General features: G+C 33.4%; 12 protein-coding genes. 3 read left to right on the top strand and 9 right to left on the bottom strand.

The features are described from left to right. The 9 genes from DG508_RS17380 to DG508_RS17345 form a co-directional block, all read right to left on the bottom strand. Nucleotides 1–5,170, bottom strand: a 5,170-nt coding sequence (locus DG508_RS17380; protein ID WP_199912808.1) for a DUF6923 family protein, incomplete at its 3' end; no start/stop codon positions are given. 111 nt (nucleotides 5,171–5,281) lie between these two features. After that, nucleotides 5,282–5,845 (bottom strand): hypothetical protein, encoded by a 564-nt coding sequence (locus DG508_RS17375; RefSeq protein WP_159090900.1) that lies wholly within the window; start codon nucleotides 5,843–5,845, stop codon nucleotides 5,282–5,284. Between the two features lie 993 nt (nucleotides 5,846–6,838). Continuing rightward, entirely contained in the window at nucleotides 6,839–9,925 is a 3,087-nt protein-coding gene (locus DG508_RS17370; protein ID WP_108869363.1) for a sulfatase-like hydrolase/transferase, read from the bottom strand. A gap of 1,040 nt (nucleotides 9,926–10,965) precedes the next feature. Further along, nucleotides 10,966–11,742 (bottom strand): hypothetical protein, encoded by a 777-nt coding sequence (locus DG508_RS17365; RefSeq protein WP_108869362.1) that lies wholly within the window; start codon nucleotides 11,740–11,742, stop codon nucleotides 10,966–10,968. Between the two features lie 43 nt (nucleotides 11,743–11,785). Beyond that, complete coding sequence (locus DG508_RS17360; protein WP_108869361.1) at nucleotides 11,786–12,826, bottom strand: XAC2610-related protein; 1,041 nt, start codon at nucleotides 12,824–12,826, stop codon at nucleotides 11,786–11,788. Nucleotides 12,827–12,987: 161 nt separating this feature from the next. Further along, nucleotides 12,988–13,659: a response regulator gene (locus DG508_RS17355; RefSeq protein ID WP_103865634.1), complete on the bottom strand. Its 672-nt coding sequence runs from the start codon at nucleotides 13,657–13,659 to the stop codon at nucleotides 12,988–12,990. An 80-nt stretch (nucleotides 13,660–13,739) separates the two neighbouring features. Further along, on the bottom strand, nucleotides 13,740–15,815 hold the full coding sequence (locus tag DG508_RS17350; protein WP_108869360.1) for a tetratricopeptide repeat-containing sensor histidine kinase: 2,076 nt from the start codon (nucleotides 15,813–15,815) through the stop codon (nucleotides 13,740–13,742). A 113-nt stretch (nucleotides 15,816–15,928) separates the two neighbouring features. Continuing rightward, nucleotides 15,929–16,081, bottom strand: coding sequence for a hypothetical protein (locus DG508_RS21100; RefSeq protein WP_159090899.1), 153 nt, complete (start codon nucleotides 16,079–16,081; stop codon nucleotides 15,929–15,931). Nucleotides 16,082–16,495: 414 nt separating this feature from the next. Next, a complete protein-coding gene (locus tag DG508_RS17345) occupies nucleotides 16,496–17,233 on the bottom strand; it encodes a LytR/AlgR family response regulator transcription factor (RefSeq protein WP_158250445.1) in 738 nt (245 codons plus the stop codon). Between the two features lie 452 nt (nucleotides 17,234–17,685). On the opposite strand from DG508_RS17345, the gene DG508_RS17340 reads away from it, so the two are divergent. From DG508_RS17340 to purB, 3 genes are all read left to right on the top strand, one after another. Continuing rightward, nucleotides 17,686–18,363, top strand: a complete 678-nt coding sequence (locus DG508_RS17340; RefSeq protein WP_108869359.1) for an SIR2 family NAD-dependent protein deacylase — start codon at nucleotides 17,686–17,688, stop codon at nucleotides 18,361–18,363. Between the two features lie 20 nt (nucleotides 18,364–18,383). Further along, nucleotides 18,384–18,944 carry an adenylosuccinate lyase gene (locus DG508_RS17335; RefSeq protein WP_234418255.1) on the top strand — a complete coding sequence of 187 codons (561 nt, stop codon included), beginning with the start codon at nucleotides 18,384–18,386 and terminating at the stop codon, nucleotides 18,942–18,944. Nucleotides 18,945–19,052: 108 nt separating this feature from the next. Next, nucleotides 19,053–20,396: an adenylosuccinate lyase gene (purB, locus tag DG508_RS17330; RefSeq protein WP_108869357.1), complete on the top strand. Its 1,344-nt coding sequence runs from the start codon at nucleotides 19,053–19,055 to the stop codon at nucleotides 20,394–20,396. Nucleotides 20,397–20,555 lie beyond the last annotated feature (159 nt).

Genomic DNA, 20,555 nt, shown 5'->3' with positions numbered 1-20,555 from the left:
CTGCCGTAGGAAGATCGTTTACCGTTACTGTATGTACTGCTGAGGCAGTGGATGTACAGCCATTTCCATCAGTCACAGTGTACGTAATATCGGTCGTTCCAGCACTTACTGGAGTTACTACTCCTGATCCGTCAATCGTAGCAACTGCCAGATTAGAAGAACTCCATGCTATTGTTCCTGCGGTACCTTCGGTTAAATCTATCGTTGCTCCCATACATACTGCCGTAGCACCTGTAATCGCGGCTGCCGTAGGTAAGTCGTTTACGGTAAGAATTGCTGTATTTGAAGTTACAGTAGTACACACATATGTAGAACTTGAAACAATAACTCTGTATTCATTTCCATTATCTGCAATTAATCCATTTGTAATTGTCAACGTAGCTGTATTTGTTGTACTATGAATCCCTGTATCTATTAAATCTTCCCAAATAGTACCATTAAATAATTGCCATTGATAGGCATCTCCATCAGAGGTTGCTACGGTAAATGTGGTATCTCCTCCTGAACATATTGTTGCATTTATTGGTTGTGTCGTTATTGAAGGAGCTATTCCTGCTGTGGTTACATTAACATTTGTTCCTGTATATCCATCGCTTCCAGAAGTAACCACTCCATTTCCATCTACTGTAAGTCCTGCTCCAAAAGTACCACTTCCTAAATACCCATTGGTATCTCCATCGGTAAATCCTGCTTCAACAACATCATTACATCCATCATTATCACTATCTAATTCTAAGAAATTAAAATTAGTATCTGTATCACTATCAGCAACTGTATAATTTACGGTTCCACTACTTTCGTTTCCTGCCCCTTGAACTGTATCTGGAACACCATCTCCACTTACTGCTCCTGGTACAACACCATTTACATGAGTTTGATTATGACCAGCTTCGACAGCATCATAAATTCCATCATTATCACTATCTAAATCTAACCGATCTACAATAGTATCTCCATCGGTATCACGATCAAAGCACAATACAAAGGAATTTGCTTTGAAAACTAACCAAGAATCGTATAAATTATCACCATTATCGGCTACTCCGATTTTGATTGTATTGTTTCCTGCATTTAATACCGCAGAAAAAGTAATTGTTTCTGTAAAACCATCTGCTTCAATATTGATAGCTGTAGATACTGTTTCATTATCGATAAATGACCCGCTATCTACTGTATTATTTACTGTATCTATACTTAATTGAGCTCCTGATGGTGTTAATGCCAAATTGGTTCCATTTACAAAAATTTTAGGAGCATCATTTAATCCAGTATTTACATAATCATTATACTCTTCTGAAGCAAAAACAAATTGTCCTGTAATAATAGTCTCTGCTGGTACATTGATCACAATTTCTAAACTAGCCACATCAAATTCTGAAGAACCTCCTCCAAAATCAGGATCTGATCCTCCCCCTCCTGCTCCTGTTCCATTAGAACCATCTCCTAAAGCAAAAGGAGAAGAGAATTGATTTGATAGAACATCATCTAATTCAAGCACATTACCTGAAGAAAATATAATCCCTCTATCAAATCCAACAAAAGCGTTTAGAGCTCCTCCACTGCTTGTTATTTGATCACCATCATTGAATGTTCCTATTTGGGTTACTGATCCATTACCCATATTAACAGTAGAAGAAATTAAGGTAAGGTCTGTATTTGGGACAAATAAAAGGTTTGCTAATGTATTTGCATTACTTTCTGCTGTTATCTCAAAAATAGAGTTGGCATCATCTACTAATTCTACTCCAAACGTTCCTCCTCCTAAATCACACTCATCTCTATCTAAAATTCCATCATTATCATCATCTAAATCTAATGTATCTATAATACCATCTGCATCTGAGTTTACAGTCAAAATTGCAGGCCCTGCAGGATCTATAATTTGTCCGTCTGATACGGTATCATCTCCAAATACCCCATCTGTGAGTACATAAGACGCAGTAGCTACAGTTCTAGAACCAATGGTTGTTGTGCCTAATCCTGTTGTAAAGTTCTGAAATACATCTGTAGCTCCCCCAGGAGTGGTTGGCCCATATTTTCTATACTCAAATCCTGCAAGAGAATTTGTTATATGCCAATAATATGTTACTGTTACATCATCTCCTGGTGTTATACAATCTAACGTAAAGTCTACCAGACCATATGGATAATTATATGTTGTATCTCCTGTTGCTAATTCTGTTTCTAATACTGTACTAACACTAGAGATTTGTATACAAACCCCTGTAGTTTCTACAGTTACATACCCAGTACCATCAGCTATTGGTATTGACGCTACATTACCTTGTATAGAATCTGGAATACCATCTCCATTACCATCACCTCCATTAGGTCCTTCATCTTCAATAACTGCTGTTACCCCGTCACCGTCCTCACAACCTGTAGCAATACCATTATCTGTAACTGCTGCTACAACTCCTGTGCTATAAGAAGCTGCTACCACTAATCCTCTTAAATTTACTGTACTGTCTATAACTCTCAAAGGTTCTGTTGCAACATTACCAGGATTATATACTCCTCCATCTGCACCATCTGCATTCCAATCATTATATGCTTCATTGGCATCACTACATCCGTCACCATCACTATCTAAGGATTGAAAATTAGGTGTTCCAGCTGTAGCTGTTATCGTGTAATTAAGAATTCCTGACTCAACACCTGTTTCTATACCATCATACAAACCATTTGCACCAGACCCTGTAACGGCTCCTGTAATTCTTCCTGCTGTATTTGGTAATCCATGACCAGCTTCATCTGCATCATAAATACCATCATTATCACTATCTAAATCAAAAAAGTCTGGAATTCCATCTCCATCAGTATCAAATATTGCTTGGATCGCATCATCTGCATTCCCTACCAAATTATTGGTATCATCATCATCTAGATACGCAAAAACATTGTCATTATCTGTATCAGCATAGGGATCAGAAGGTGATTCATCTATATTAGGGATTCCATCATTATCAACATCTATATCTAATGGGTCTAAAACAAGGTCATTATCATCATTGAAGGCTGAAATTGCAGTAGGACATGAAAAACCATCATTACTAGTTGTAGCTACAGTAGAGTTTAAAAAAGAAGCTGTGGGAGTTGGAGTATCATAATTATTAATCATATACATTCCTCCATCATTATAAGATACATATAGACGATCTTCTCCATCTGTAAATGCAGCTCCAAAATTAGTTGCTGTGGGAGTTCCCAGACCTGAGGTTTCTGTTTTTACTAGTGTGGTAACATCCCAACTAATCAACAAATCTGTATCAGTAACACCATATAATTTACCATTAATAAAAACTACATCGTTGGTATTTTTTGAGGTTCCTCCTGTAAACGTCACAGTCACTACTGCAGGAGATCCTCCTACGGGAAGTGTAGATAAATTTTCTATTTTATCATAATGTCCTCCTCTATTGATCCATAAATTATCACTGGCATCCACATCTCCTGATATTCCACCTGTTCCCATATTTATCAACGCACCTAAATCCTGAAAAGCTCCATCTTCTCCTATACGAAGTAAATGGTTATTGATTGGACTAGAACCTCCACCTTTACCAATGGCATATACATAATTATCTACTCTATTATATCCTGTGGCATTATATAATTGACTTACTGCAATTGGATCAGAATACTCTCCTGTTATAGGATTATAACTTCTTAACTCTCCGTTTATAACTTGAAAAAAGTTTTGCGGACAACTAAAAGGGGTGAGTGTACATGCTGTAGATACTACCACATTATTTAGGTAATCTGGATTAGGTGTTGTATACCCATCTACTGCACTTGTAACAACTCCATCTTTATCTACGGTTACCACAAAAGAGCCTAAAATCCCGTCACTACTATCATCTGTAAAGCCTGCTTCCAATACGTCACTACAAGTATCACCGTCACTATCTGTAGATTGAAAATTTGGAGCCCCTGAAGCATCTGTATTTGTTATGGTGTAATTAAGTACTCCTGATTCTGCAACTGTCTCTACACCATCAAATAAGCCATTGGCTCCTGACCCTGTATTCTGCCCTGTAATTCTACCGTTTGTATGTGGTAAACCGTGTCCTGCTTCTACCACATCATAAATACCATCATTATCACTATCCAGATCAAAAAAATCAGGTACTCCGTCTCCATCTGTATCAAAACCTGATTCTACTGCTCCATCTACATTTCCTGTTCCTGGGGCAGTATCATTATCATCTAAATAAGCAAAAACCAGATCTGCATCTGCATCTGCAAAAGGATCTGAAGGGGATTCATCAATATTTGTTAATCCATCTCCGTCTAAATCTAAATCTAAAGGGTCTAGATTATTATCTCCATCCTGATCAATAGCTGAAGGAGCTAATGGGCATGAAAAACCATCATTACTGGTTGTTCCCGCTGTAGTATTCAAAAAGGAAGCTGTTGGTGTTCCTGTTGTATAATCATTGATTAGATATAGTCCTCCATTATTATAAGATACATATAATCTATCTTGATCATCTGTAAATGCCGCTCCATAATTGGTCGCTGTGGGAGTTGTAAGACCTGGAACATCTGTTTTTGTAAAGGCTACAAGATCCCATATAATCAAGTTTGCTGTATTACTTACTCCATATAATTTACCATTAATAAAAGCTACATCATTGGTGTTTTTTGACGAACCTCCTGTAAAGGTAACAGTAACTACTGCAGGAGATCCCCCTACAGGAAGAGTTGATAGATTTTCTATTTTATCATAATGTTTACCTCTATTAATCCATAAATTATCACTATCATCTACATCTCCTGATATTCCTCCTGACCCCATATTGGTCAAGGCACCTAAATCTGATATTGTTCCATCTACATCAATACGTATCAAATGTCCATTGATAGCACCAGCTTTTCCTATAGCATATACATAATTATCTATTCTATTATAGCCCGCTGCATTGTATATATCTGAAGTATGAATTGGAGCCGAATATTCTGCTGTTATAGGGTCATAACTTCTTAATTCACCACTGATAACCTGATAAAAAGTAGAAGGGCAACTAAATTGGCTATATCCAAAAAATCCTGATAACATTATTGTTATAAGGAGCATATATGACAAGTCTGCTTTACTTTTTTTAAGTTGTTTTTTTGCCTTAATTAAATCTTGTATTAAAAATATAAATTGGGGACGTATTTTCATATTTATTAGTTTTTGGGTGGTCAGACCTAGACTGATATAAGCACATATAAAACTGCCCATAATCACAATTGATCATATTGGCATCATTACAATAACTTATTGATAAACTATTTATACTAAAATTGTTTTATTCTTTGTTTGAAGTGATTCTAAAGAATCTATCTCTTCTTTTTCTTGAGAAATACATATTATAACAATCTCTTCTTCTTGCAGAACATTATCTTGCAGAGTAAATTTGTTATAATTCTGAAAAGAATCATGGGCAATAACGAACTTGTTACTTTTGTCAATAAGAATAGTTTTGATCTTTACAGTTATACTGGTTACAGAAACTGTATCACGTTGTACACTTTCTTGATCTAGATTATTATCCTTATATATTTGAGTATGATAATTATCATCAAATAAAAGTCCCGAAGTGGTTTTTAAAAAAGAATACGCTATGAAAGAATATACTATTAATAATAGCGTAAGCATTCCTATTAAAATCGCAGTACGGTAATCAAGTTTATTATTGATTTGCTTTTGAATAAAATTGGCATCAATATCATTACAGATATCTTTTGTAGAAGCAGATCCTGGTACATCTTTTGATGTAAAAAAATGAAACCTCATAATAGCTAATTTAAAATTAAGTTGATCGTTATTCAGACTCCCATATTGTCGGCTCGCCATAAGTCTTACAATTGAGGAGTTGTATTTCTGTTATTCTCTATTTTATGTTTTCAGTATTAACTATTCATAAAACAAAGTACTTTTTTTATTTTTATGTTATCCTTCATAAAAACAAGATGCAATATCAAGTTTTAAAAACCGCTAAACGTTTTTCAAAATAAAGTCTGCATAAATTACATGTAAAAAATCCAAGCGATAAGAATATCGTTGTTTTTTTTGATGAGAAGGAAAAAATAGTACTTTCCATAAGCAATTTATTTCATTGGTTTAAGTTCATTAATCATATTATTTAGGGGATATAAATAATATAGTTTCTAAACAGTAGTAGTAGCGTTTTTTTATTAAAAAGAAATCCGCTTGAATATCACACTTGACATGGTGATGTATGAAATAAAATGTCGCGTGTAGTTTTTTTTATAAGCAATATTCGTTTTTAAAAATCTAACTCTTTTTACATGTGCTTTTCAACATTATAAATTTATACATAAAACTTTGATTATAAATATTTTAAAACATCAAAATAATTATGGGTTAACCATAATTTTAAGCAAAAAGAGTGATTTTTCCCTAAAAAGCACCCTAAAATAATCTTCAATTATGGTTTATGAGTATTGTAATTACACCTATTGGGTAGAAAATAATCGCTTCTTATACTACTCTCTAACATCATTTTTCATCTCATATTTATATAAAAAAATTCTTTTTAAACTTTTGAAAAAGTACTAATAATATCAAATAGACTAGGTATAATTTTAAAAGTTAAAAACCATAAAAAAAGAGATTACCTTATGGCAATCTCTTTTACTATTTATCTTTTTATTATGAAGTGGTTTAAACTTTTTTGATTCGCTATAAAAATGCTCTTTTTCACTCAATTTTTGTCTTTTTCTTACTTCGTAGCCCTGCTATGAAGTGTAAAAAACACTTCAATTGATCAAAAAATAACTATTTTTCGCCAGAATCAAAAAAGTTTAAACCACTTCTATATCTTATTTACATTTTGATTAATCGTTTTTGAACGGTTTTTTCATTTACACTAATTTTAATAAAATATTGTCCGCTTGGTAAATCTCTTGTTGGTATTTTTATTCTATCCATATTTTTATATGATTTAAAGAATAATGATTGTCCTAAATTATTAAAAACTTCAATATAAGTATCTTGATCCTTATTCTCTTTTATTGTGATATACACCTGATCATTAAAAGGATTTGGATACACTGAATAATGATCTTCTTTGATAATTATAGAGGTTGCATCTTCTTGTATTACTATTTCTTTTTCTGGTAACGTATTATCCTCACTAATCATACTTCTATTTACTTTGGTAGCGGTTGTACTACATCCATTGATCACTACATCATCAATATACACCCAATCAGAATTACCCGAGGCATCTGCTCTGAACCTAAGTTTTGTATTTGCCGTAAATGGGCCTAGGATTACAACCTGATCGTTATAGCGTTGATTATTTACAAACTCATCTGTAAGATTCCATTCTGCTACTGTAGTAAAATTAGCTCCTCCATCTGATGATATCTGCAACCAGAAATCTTCATTACTATTATCCATACTTCTGCAATAATACGAGAAATTGATTGTTAACTCCTCATAACTTGTCATATCAAAGCTTGTTGTTGTCATCACAGATGTAGAAGTATTATCCTGTAATCTAATACAGTAGGAACCTGAGTTTGCATAGGCCGAGTCATTACTATTTCTTCTTGCATCAGAGCCTCCATCTATCCATACACCCCATCCTGATTCAAAATCTTCTGTATCAATCACTGTATAGGTACACTCTACAGGGTTTGGATCAACAATACATCCTGCTGTAAGAACTTGTGCAGGCGTCAATGCCGAGCTATATACAACAACCGCATCCATTTTTCCTGTATAGAAATTATCTGTTATTTGCCCAAAACTATCTTTCTTTTGCACACCTCCTATTCCTCCTGATCCTATATGAGTAGGAACAGAACTAGGCGCGCTAGTACTAGAAGCTACGGCAACACCATCAATATATAATGTATGAGTGGTACTAGCTCCATTATAAACTACTGCAATATGATGCCATGCACTATCTGAAGGGAATGGAGCACTTAAACTATCAAAAACGGTAGCACTGTTTCTTACCATTGATTCCAGATTCGTTCCATTCAGTCGTAGCACAACACCGCTGATTCCTCCTCCTTCTTCAAAAAGGTTTTGTACCCCTGATAGAGCCGTAGGTTTGATCCACATGGCTACACTTCTTGTTGTCATAGATGCAATCAAAAATGGTCCAGGGTTTTCACTGTACTGTATTTTGGTCGCTCCATCAAACACAAAAGAGCGATCTCCCTCTTTAAAATCAACTGTATCATAGGTAAGTGTACCCACAGTTGCTAGAGAATCATTACTATTGGTAGATGCATCATTAATATCTATTCCTGTATCAAAATTCCACAATGCCAAATATGATGTTGGTGCAACACATGATGTTACAGGAGTTGTTATGCTTATAATTTCTGGCAATGGAACTGTAAGCCCACTACTTCTATAGGTTGGTAAAGGGGCTGCAATAGTTACCAAATAATTACGTAAATCTGTACTTAAATCATTGGCTATAGTAAGTGTTGCTGTATCAGGGTTACCTGATAACAAATTATTAGCTTCTCCAATATCTGTAATTAGGTCATACATTTCATAAGAAGCTGTCTCATAATTATGAATCAATTTATAATCTCCTTTTCTTATTATAGATACTGGTCTTTGATCCCGTTTTGAGTCAATCAAATATCCTGGGAAATGCCAATAAATCGCATCTCTACCCAAATTAGGGTTCGTACCATTGAGCATAGACCATTGACTCACCCCATCGATCGCATATCCTGCTGGCAATGTTCCTCCAGCTGCTTCTACCAAGGTTGGGTATAGATCAAATGCTACAACGGGAGTATTATTAATTGTTCCTGTATTTGCTAATAACCCTTCTGACCAAGCTATGGTAACTGATCTCACTCCTCCTTCATAATGTTCTCCTTTCATTCCTCGTAGTGGTCCATTATCATCTGTACCGATTGCGCCTCCATTATCAGAAATAAAATACACAAGTGTATTGGCTGATAGCATATGCCCAGGGTTTCTTGGGTCTGGGGTTGTTTTTAGGTAATCGATCAACCTATTTATTGTTTGATCCATTCCTTCTGCTATTGCTGCTTGACTAACGTTGGTATGCCCCATTGTACTAGGATTGGTTGTATTTTTGGCTACATACTTTGCATACAAATCAGGTCTTGCATTGGCAGCTCCCCAAGGACCATGTATTGCATAGTTACTAAAATGCATAAAAAATGGGGATGTATTATTTGTATTCATAAAATCAATAGCGGCATCTGCCATTGCATCTGTTACATGTTTTGCTGTTCCGTCTAGAGAAGCATCTCCTGCCAAATCTATTGATTCACTGAGTGTATAAGGTGAAGCGTAGGTATCTAATTCTGGTCCAATATTACCATGAAAAGTCCATACTCCTCCTGATTGTGAGGCAAAATAACTACCAGGTGATCCAGGGGAGCCTCCTCCATAATTCACATCAAACCCTTGATCTGTAGGCGCATTGCTCATACTACCTCCTGAATGATATTTGCCAAAATGTGCAGTGGTATACCCTGCTGTTTTCAGTACTTCTGCTACAGTAATAGCACTAGAAGGAATTTCATCTTGCCCGTTTGAAAGCCCTTGACTTGGCCCTACCAATAATGTAGAGCTCCCTCCACGATTTAATCCATTTACTGCAAATACATTATTATCTGGTCTCGATGCATATTGCCCGCTTAAAATTGCTGCTCGTGTTGGTGCGCAGTTTGCTCCATTTACATATGCCTGCGGAAAAGCAATACCTTGACTTGCTAATGAGTCTATTGCAGGTGTCTCATAAAAATCACTAGGATTATTAAGGTTGGTTGCCCCTGTACTTACTTGTGACCATCCCATATCATCGGCAATAATAACCACAATATTAGGAGATTGTGCATACATCGAACTACTCATACAGATAGCGAGTAGTAGTACTAAAAAATTTGTTGTTGTTTTCATTTGTTAATTGTTTTTTGGGTCATCGTAGAGTTTATAAATTTCTATTTATAAAGTATTTATAGTACCTGCTCATCGCAGGTTTTGCAATTCTTATTCACCTTACTAACTAGATATAACGTAAACATTCATTGTATCAAATATTTGTATCTAGTACAAAGCTGGGGTACCTTTTCTATTGATTTTAATATTTGTTTTAGCCAGAAAGACTATATCTCTATAGGAGGTTTTGAGAAAAAATCAACTTTCTTTTAATTCTTATTTTGGATTGTGTTATTGGTCTATTAATTATATATCTGTAGTAGAAGTATCTTTTTATGGGTATTTATAAAATCATACCTTTCTACATAGAGATCAGATCATGTTTCTACACTGCCTAGAATAGGTGTTATAAAAAATAATTGTAGCAATATCAATAAAAAAGTAAATAGGGTCATAAGTAGTTTGTTTATAATTAATACCATTTCCAACTTATATTTACTCAATAAAACCGCGCCTTTTTGTCTAATATTTCAAAATAAAACACAACCATAGCCCTGCTATGCTTGAATTTTCTTTTTCATCTAAGTCAAAAATCCATCATTTTTCTTATGAGTAAATTTAAATCAGAACTGGTATAATATGATCTGTTATACTCATGTGTTTGGGAGCATGAATATTCCTACATTATGACAATGGTATTTAATATGAATTACTGAGTAAAAAATGTATTCATAACAAGGGGCGATAGTATGATACGTTCAATAAAACATGTTGAGAACAATACGCTTGTTAAGTTTTTCTTAACACTACAAAAATATGGATAATACTTTGATTTAAAACAGTTTAACCCATCAAAATAATTACGGAAAAACCATATTTAAATATTATTTTATTCACCTATTATTCAACAACTTATTAAAAATCTAAACTTTTATTGGCAAATAAAAGCATATTGATAAGGATTTACTCAAAGCAGCAATATTAGAGATTTTTCACTGAGAAGTAATTGAGTTCTTCACTCTTTGTTTTACAGTAAATTAACATTTACCATGATAATTCTATTATTTTTTCTTTTCTAGATCAAAGGCCCTGGCTTTACCATACCACACAGTATTGTTATCTAGATCCCAACGTATCTCAATATTCCTATACATAGTATTTTCTTTAGAATTACTACTTATATAATTAAGCACTTCTCCTCTTTTGTTTTTTAGAATTATGGTAGCCATATGGTCGCTACCTTGCCCAGGCATAGCAAAAGGCATTTGTTCTTGATAGAGTTCTAGTTGATACTTCTTATCAGGACTCCATTCTGTTCTCATCAAAGTTATATTCTCTAGTGTACTGTCATAGCAAGAACCAAATTCTTGTTTTCTTTGTATTTTTCCGTTGCTATATAGACTCCACGTTCCGCAAGGGCAATCTGCAAACTCTCCTACTTGTTTATACTTAAAAACATTTTTTAATGTACCCTTATTATATATGTTTAGCGTTTTCACCAATAATAAAGAGTCGCAATCTTTACTATTACCCAACCATCTAACTTCGTTAGCAATAATACCTTTTATCTCTGTTCCTTGTTTATTAAATAGTGTATCTGTTTCTATAGATGTTGAGCACCCTTGTAATACACCTGTATATTTTATCGAGACGATATTTCCTTTCCAATAATCAACCGTTTTATTAGTAGAATCAGTAAGGTGGTGTACAATTTTATGAATTCCGTTTATATCTGTTTTGTTTGTTGCATCATGCCAATATATGGTGTCTCTTGTTTGGGCAAAACCCTCTGCAAAATATGAGATTAATAAAATAATTAGTATATATTTAAATTTCATGCTTTTTTTGAGTCTTAAATTTTAATCCAGGTGTATTCTCTAATTATTCTATAGTAAGGTTATTTAATGTAGCAACATCTATATTTTTTAAAGTTCCTTTTACGGTTTTTATATCTCCTTTGAGGTCGTATGTTTTTCCTTTTACTGTTACCAAAACTCCAACTTCTTTTATCCCATTCTTTGATTGTTTATCATAAACCTGATACGTAGCGTCCTTATTTTTGAAGGTTAACTCCTCTTTGGTTTTATTAATAAGAAAACCAACATTTTCACTTATAGAACTCACAGGGTAATTAAACTCAATTACTTTATCGTTTGTAAGCAATATATAATTCAACTCAGTACCATAAAGAGTAAAGACTATTACTTTTTTGCGATTCTTCTGCAATTCAAATGAGAAGATTTTTACCGTCTCTTCTTCTTCTAGATCAATATATTTTTCGATAGTTTTTGTTTCTGTATCACCATCCCATGTCCTTGTGGTAGTGGTAAGATACGGTAGATTCATAGCGTCTTCTTCTATCACTAAAATTGGTTTTGGAATCCCTTCTCTTACTTTGAATGTTGAAAATTGATGCCAACAACATCCACTTTTGGTCATTGTATGAATGGTTTTATTCTTTTCATCAATTTTAAACAATCCGCAATACTCCTGCCCTAGTCTTGTAAATTCTTTACTGTGAACCAACTCATTGTTTTTATCTAAATAAATCTGAAAAGATGGCCCATGATAACAACTATGTTGCCCATCCATAATAGCTATATCTGGTGTCCCGTCAAAATTAAAATCCTGACTTATAAGAATACTCTGTTCTTCATAAGGTAATTCTAGAACATTGGTTTTTACTTCTTTGTTATCATCTACATCAAAAATCAACTCTTCTGATTTGATTTCTACCATTTTTTTGTTTGATGATTTACTATAGATAGCAATGGTTCCTTTTTTAAAAACATGATCTTCTTGCCCCTGATCTATAGTAAGTTTACCAATATATTTTGTAGAAAAATCACGTATTGTATATTCTTCCTGAGCTATTGCACTCACAGAGAGTACTAGTAGTACTAATAAAGTTTTGAGTTTCATTGATTTCTTTGATTATCTGCCCCTATAACAAACTTGCATAAACAAGAATAGTCATTTTATTACCTAATCTCTTTATGCTTATTTCTTGTATAAATATACTCCAAAAAAAAGAGGTTATTTTATAAACAACCTCTATATATCTAGTAATACCATATGTTTTTTTATATAAATCCTCTTTTTCTAGCTTCTTCTAGCAACATTTGGTCATCTGCTTTGGCAATAGAAAACATTTCTTTGATCTGGTTTTTTCTTTTCTCGATAGCACTTAGAGATAGACTCACATAATTAGGAAGATTTTTGGTCTTTACCCCACGAGATAAATGATATAAAATCTTAAGATTTTTCTCATCTAGAGAAAACTTATTGGTCATCATTTTTCTAAAATGATCATTGACTGTTGCACTGTAATATGCCTTGCCTTTTATAATATTATTAAACGCTAATAATAACTCACTAGAGGTAAGATCACTTTTGATCAAAAATCCAGAAGGATTTATATTTTTAAGAATATTATGTATTCTATGATCCTCTCTATGCATGGTCAATATAATGATCTTTGATTTTGGCAGTAATTCTTTTGCGTGTTTTGCCAAATCTTCTCCAGAAGTTATAGAACCATCAGACGAAGGTGGTAATTTGATATCCACAAAAAGCATATCATAAGGAATCGATTCTGATGATTTTACTATACTCGCATATGCATCATCACAATTGGATGCTATATCTATTTTAATTTGATATTCTTTTTGATTTTCTCCTAACAAGGTATTTTTATACCCCTCGATAATCATAGGGTGATCATCGATCATAAGAACTTTTAACTTTTTTTTCATCTTAAAAAAATTTGTTTTTTAGGTTTTAAAAATTTTGCCCATACTAAGTAACTCTGCTATCTAAAAAATAGTATATATCATTACTCTTCGTACAATTCTTCTACTCTAGAAGGTATCGGTACACGTACTGATACGGTGGTTCCCGAATTCTCGTTGCTTAAAAACTGAACTTCTCCATTCATCTGGTTAACTCTGGAGGTAATATTTTTTAAACCAATTCCTTTTTTAACCTTATTTGTTTTGAAACCTATTCCATCATCTAAAATAGTAAGATTTATGGTATCATCCACAAAATCAAAATTAATTTTTATAGTACTGGCCTGTGCATGTTTAAAAATATTCTGCATAGATTCCTGCAAAATTCTAAAAAAGTTTACCTTTTTCTGATCATCTATCTCCTCCCAATCAATCTCTTCTGCATTATTAAACTCAAAATCTAAATTATGCACCCCGCATAAATCTTTGATCATATTTTCTACAGCATCTATATACGCAACATCAGACGGCAAGGTCTCTGCCCCCAAATCATGAGAGATCAATCGTATTTCTTTTTCTATAGCCTTGAGCTCATCTATATATTTATTTCTTGCCTCTGTAAACCCATCATTGGCACGCTGGTTGATCCCATCTAGACTAAGCCGTACCCCAAATAATCTACCCAACACACCATCATGCAATTCTTCAGACATACGTTGCTGCTCCATCTGCCTACCTTCTTCTAGTTTTACCTGTTGATTGAGTAGCAATCGATAAATCTCCTCATTAGACTCTTGCTGGGTTTGCGCAAATAGCAATTCTTTATTGCTTTGTTGTTGTTTAAAAATGATATACCCCAACAAAAACAAAGCAGTCAAGCCCAGTATAGTAATAATCAAGATTTGATTCTCTTTGCTTATTTGTTGGTTTTTTTCTACAATTTCTTCTGTTTCAAACTTTATACGAGCAAATTTATCTCTAAACAATCGCTCTTCTTTGATCAAACTATCGTTTAATTGTATATATGTATTGGCATATTGTAAGCCTGTATCACTATTTGACACCTCAGATAATAATTGATACGCTTTTAATAATTCTTCATTATTTTTTAAATCTAAAGATATATCACGGGATTGTTCTGCATACTGTTGTGCAATACTATCTTTTCCTACAGAATGATAATACTCTGCTAGGTGTAAAGTATTGGTTGCCATACCATATTTATCATCAATACTATCCCGTATTTTTAAGGCTTTATAAAACAGATCAGGAATCTCTGTCATGTCTTTAGATAAAAAATTCACATAGGCTAAATTATCAATCAACCTTGCATTTCTTCTTGGGTTTTTATCTAAAAACTCTTTATATGATAACCCTTTATGATAATATTCTTTTGCTTTATTATATTCTTTTTGTGATTTATATACCGTTCCTATATTATTATAAGAAGTCAATGTTTGTAGAATTTCTTTATCTGTCCCTTTACTATATTCTATCGCTTTTAAATGATATTCAATTGCTTTATCATAATTTTCCAAATATTTTGCTACTATTCCTAAATTAGTATAGCACAAAGGTAAATATTGATTATTTTCTGCTAACTCAAATTTTTTAATTGCTTTAATTGTAGTAGCTTCACTTTCTGTATAATCTTTAGCTTTTTGTTGTATTCTTGCTATATCTATCAACGTTTTCCCATGATCAAACAAATAATCTTTTGGTTCATATTTTTTAGGATCTAAGGATTTATAAATTTTATCAGCTTCATGAAAATTCTGTAGTGCCAGATCCAATTCTGATTTTGATTTTCTATAATATATCCCTAAATAAGTATACGATTCTGCCATCTCTAGAGAATCACTAATGGTTTTCGCTAACTTTAAAGCTTTCTCATTCAAACCTTTATACCTATCATGATCCTTTAAGTGATAATATCGAAAAGATATTTCTCGTAGTTTTTGAATTTTAAAAGAATCATCATCCAATGTAGCATTAATACTATAAGCTTTATCTAAGTTTTCTTTTCTATCCTCAATAGTATTATTGGTATCCTTCGCTTTTTTTATATAAGAATTGATCAAATTGGTTTTTAGTTTTTTACTCTCTATAGGCTTATTGTTAGTATCACAACCAGCCATAAGCAAAAGAACGATAACTAATCGATATAAGGTTTTAAGCATCTTTGATTATTTTTACTTCTAAAGTAAACAATTATATATAATGAAAAAAGCTCTAAACTAAATTAGAGCTTTTTTATCACTTCTTGAAAATTAATTTTTTACTTAATCTACAATTAACCTTGTGGCACGGATACTTCATCTGCTTCATCCTCTCCAAAAGTATCTTCTATTTCAATTCCAACCTCATCATTTACGGTATCAGCTTCACAAGCGATAAAAAATGTACTTAAAAATAATATTGCGAATAATGTTTTGATAGTTTTCATAATCTTAGTCTTTTAATTTTTTAAACTTAATTTCTTACAAAAGGCTCTTGCCTTTTTGGGGGGTTAATTAGTTATTATGTTTCTGTTTCGATTCACTTGCGCAAGTGATTTTATTTTTTTGTTAGAGTTACTTCTTACATTTTTTCTTGTCATTTTGTATCTCTAATTGTACACTACAAATGTAGTTTGATTCTGCCCAGATGCCTAATATATTAAAGAGTGTTTAGTACTTAGACCCCCGTGGATAGTACTTGAACAGCTTATACGAGTAAATGGTCGTATTTTGGTCTTCTTATTTTTGTAGGAAATTATTTACTAATGATATCTTAACACAAAAAGCACCGTTATCCTACAAAAAAAACCGATAAATCTTACAATTCATCGGTCGACATTTTTTATAACCCTATAGCGTTATTATATAAAGATTAAACTTTTTTTTGCCAACGAGTCTTTTATCTCTTCTACATTGTTTTTATATGATTTTGAAAAAGGAATCAGCGCATCAGAATTTTTTATAGCACATTTGGCTTTGCCAAAATGTATCCTCGAGACATAATCGGTATTTATAATATAACTATTATGAATCCGCACAAAATGATCGGGCAATAATTGCTGAAAATGTTTTAAGGTTTTAAACGCTTCTACCTTATTGCCATTACTCATAATAAAATCTGTAGTATTATTATCTGCTTTTAGGTAGAGTACATCATCTACATCTACAAATCTGTAATCACCATAAGACCTAAAGCATAGCGTATGATCTCCTGCCTGATCAAAGTCTTTTTCAAACCTAAGTAAGGTCTTGGCGATTTGCCGCTTGCAAAACGGCTTAAGAACATAATCCATAATCCTATTACGTATCCCCTCTATAGCATAATCAGCCGTTTTGGTAATAATTACAAATTCAGGGAGTCTTGATATATATTTAGAGAGTTCTGTCATCAAAGAAAACTTGGTCTTATCACCGTGCATACCTGGCACCTCTGGTTCTAGAAAAACAATTCTAGGTCTTCTCTCTAAAATTAGGTCTAGCGCTTCTTGCTCATTTTTTGCAATTCCTGTACAGATATAATTAGGTTTTTCTTCTAGAGAAATTTGTATAGAATTTGCTATTTTTTTGTCGTTATCTATTATTACATACGGATATTTCATAGGGTAATCGTTTAGTAATTTTGTGTTGATGGATTGTCGTTGAGTTGTTATACCGACAAGATAGGACATTAAGGCACTTTCTTGTATACGGTAAAACCGTAATATTACTGAGGAAATGCTTCATGATCAATTAGTTGCATACTGCACTTCATCGGTATTAAAACGCTTTTTATCGGAAAAAAGTATGTTTACACAAAATTTAAGCAATTAACAGTATTATTTTGATTTTGTTAAAAAAAAGCAAAAATGACGTTTATCTGTTTAAAAAAATCGATAAAACACCCCCTAAACGACTTCCTTCTATAAAGATATAACAGACATAATACGCCTCTATATCAAGAATTAAAACTAAAAAAAAGCCGCTCTTGTATATTCAATAATTTTGAATAGTTTTAACCCACTTTATACAATAGAACTTATCTAAGTTTGTATACCATAAATAATAAAGAGATATGCAAAATATAGTAGTACTTACAGGAGCAGGAATAAGTGCAGAAAGTGGCATCAATACTTTTAGAGATGCAAATGGGCTCTGGGAAGGGCATGATATTATGGAGGTAGCCTCGCCACAGGGATGGAAAAACAATCCTGAGCTTGTACTCGATTTTTATAATAAGAGACGTAGCCAATTGCATACGGTACACCCAAACAAAGCTCATTTTGATCTGGTAGCACTAGAACAACAACATAAGGTTACTATCATTACACAAAATGTAGATGACCTGCACGAGCGAGCTGGTAGTACCTCTGTAGTACATCTACATGGTGAACTGCTAAAGGTAAGGAGTCAGTTTGATGAAACCATTGTTCTAGACTGGAAACATGATCTTACCCTAGGTGATCATTGTATACATACATCACAATTGCGTCCTCATATTGTATGGTTTGGTGAGGATGTACCCATGATAGAAACTGCCATACAAATCACAGAGCAGGCAGATATTCTTATTATCATTGGTACTTCTATGCAGGTATACCCTGCGGCTAGCTTACTGCAATACGCACCCAAACAGATACCCGTATATTTTATAGATCCCAACCCATCGATCGATCCTACTACAAATCTTACTATCCTAGCAGAAAAAGCGACTACTGGGGTTGGTAAAGTTGTAGATACTTTATTAAAATAATCCAATAACACGAATGTTTTATGATGGCTCTAGAAGATATATTAACTACTATTGATCACTCTCGTGAAAAAAGAAAGTATTTTGCTACTCTAGTACTCGATCAACCTTCTTTACTCCCACAACTACTGGCTATTTGCGCTCGAGTAGATGATGAGATATCCTGTAGAGCCTCCTGGGGGCTTGAATTTTTATGCAAACACAAACTTGATATTATACTACCTTACCTAGATCAACTTACAGATATGGCCGCTATGGTATATCGCCATCCAGCAGTAAGACCTATGGCTAAAATATTTGAATACCTTATTATTGCCTATTACCAAACAAAAAATGATGCCGTAATAACTTCTCTTACCACCCCGTATAGAGAGAGAATGACAGAAATCTGTTTTGATTGGCTAATTACCGATCAAAAAGTAGCACCAAAAGCATATGCTATGACTTCTTTATATTTATTAGGTACAGAATTTGACTGGGTACACCCTGAGCTTAAGGTAACATTAGAAAATAATTACAATACTGGTAGTGCTGCTTATAAGGCCAGAGCTCGTATGATCCTAAAAAAAATAAACAAAGCATAGATACCTATATCATACATATCTAAAAACATCTTGCTTATAAAATTCATGGACTGTCGTTCGTAATTGGTAATTAATTGAATTATCTTTGCGGCTTCAAAAAATAAAACTATGTCATTATTTCCTTTGCAAGCGATCTCTCCTATTGATGGGCGTTATGCATCAAAGACCCAATCTCTTAGTGCATTTTTTAGTGAAGAAGCCTTGATAAAATATCGAGTGCTCGTAGAAATTGAATATTTTATTGCACTGTGCGAGTTACCACTACCACAACTTAAAAGTATAGATACTTCTCTATTTGATAAATTAAGAGCTATCTATACTTCTTTTTCTAGTGATGATGCCCAAGCGATAAAGGATATCGAAAAAGTAACAAATCATGATGTAAAAGCTGTAGAGTATTTTATCAAAGAAAAATTTGATGTACTAGGGCTACAACAATACAAAGAGTTTATTCATTTTGGATTAACTTCTCAGGATATCAATAATACTGCGGTACCGCTAAGTATTAAAGAGGCAATCAACAGTGTTTATATCCCAGAGTACACCGCATTGCTGGATAAATTAAAATCTCTTGTCAAAGAATGGGCTACTATACCTATGCTTGCTCGTACACATGGGCAACCAGCGTCTCCTACCCGATTAGGAAAAGAGTTTCAGGTATATGTTACTAGAATTGAAGCACAGTTTGATCTACTTAACGATATTCCTAGTGCGGCAAAATTTGGTGGTGCAACAGGTAATTACAATGCTCATAAGGTAGCATACCCAGCTATAGACTGGAAAGCCTTTGGCACTCGATTTGTGCAAGAAAAATTAGGATTACATCATTCTTTTCCTACTACTCAAATTGAGCACTATGATCATATGGCCGCATTGTTTGATGGTCTTAAACGTATTAACACTATTATACTTGATCTAGATCGCGATGTATGGACATATGTGTCTATGGATTACTTTAAACAAAAAATAAAAAAAGGAGAAGTAGGATCTTCTGCCATGCCACATAAGGTAAATCCTATTGATTTTGAAAATAGCGAAGGAAATCTAGGGATTGCCAATGCATTATTTGAACACCTTGCCGCAAAATTACCTGTAAGCAGATTACAACGTGACCTTACTGATAGTACCGTACTTAGAAACATAGGAGTACCTTTTGGTCATACAATAATTGCTTTTCAGGCTACATTAAAAGGCTTGAACAAACTCTTGCTAAATGAAGAAAAATTTGCTGAGGATCTTGAAAACAATTGGGCAGTAGTTGCAGAAGCTATACAAACTATCTTAAGAAGAGAGGGGTACCCTAATCCTTATGAGGCATTAAAAGGACTTACTCGTACCAACGAAAAAATAAATCAGCACTCTATTGCTGATTTTATAGAAACCCTTGAAGTAACCGATACTATAAAATCTGAATTAAAGCAGATCACTCCTTCTAATTATACAGGTATATAATTATATTAGGATATTCATAAATAGAAAATACCCCAAAGCAATATTATTATTTGTTTCGGGGTATTTTTATATCAATTTATAGTATAAAAGGACAAAACACTACCTACTATATAAAAATAAATCCCAGCCTAAGCTGGGATTATAAACCATTATAAATGG

This window comes from Aquimarina aquimarini, from assembly GCF_900299535.1.
GTDB lineage: Bacteria > Bacteroidota > Bacteroidia > Flavobacteriales > Flavobacteriaceae > Aquimarina > Aquimarina aquimarini.
This window is presented reverse-complemented; position numbering and strand designations above follow the sequence as displayed.

Excerpts from the sequence above, each read along its gene's own strand:
- DG508_RS17335 (WP_234418255.1), top strand. The coding sequence starts at position 18,384 with ATGATGGCTCTAGAAGATATATTAACTACTATTGATCACTCTCGTGAA.
- DG508_RS17345 (WP_158250445.1), bottom strand. The coding sequence starts at position 17,233 with ATGAAATATCCGTATGTAATAATAGATAACGACAAAAAAATAGCAAAT.
- DG508_RS17355 (WP_103865634.1), bottom strand. The coding sequence starts at position 13,659 with ATGAAAAAAAAGTTAAAAGTTCTTATGATCGATGATCACCCTATGATT.
- DG508_RS17340 (WP_108869359.1), top strand. The coding sequence starts at position 17,686 with ATGCAAAATATAGTAGTACTTACAGGAGCAGGAATAAGTGCAGAAAGT.
- DG508_RS17360 (WP_108869361.1), bottom strand. The coding sequence starts at position 12,826 with ATGAAACTCAAAACTTTATTAGTACTACTAGTACTCTCTGTGAGTGCA.
- DG508_RS17365 (WP_108869362.1), bottom strand. The coding sequence starts at position 11,742 with ATGAAATTTAAATATATACTAATTATTTTATTAATCTCATATTTTGCA.
- DG508_RS21100 (WP_159090899.1), bottom strand. The coding sequence starts at position 16,081 with ATGAAAACTATCAAAACATTATTCGCAATATTATTTTTAAGTACATTT.
- DG508_RS17375 (WP_159090900.1), bottom strand. The coding sequence starts at position 5,845 with ATGGCGAGCCGACAATATGGGAGTCTGAATAACGATCAACTTAATTTT.
- DG508_RS17350 (WP_108869360.1), bottom strand. The coding sequence starts at position 15,815 with ATGCTTAAAACCTTATATCGATTAGTTATCGTTCTTTTGCTTATGGCT.
- DG508_RS17370 (WP_108869363.1), bottom strand. The coding sequence starts at position 9,925 with ATGAAAACAACAACAAATTTTTTAGTACTACTACTCGCTATCTGTATG.
- purB (WP_108869357.1), top strand. The coding sequence starts at position 19,053 with ATGTCATTATTTCCTTTGCAAGCGATCTCTCCTATTGATGGGCGTTAT.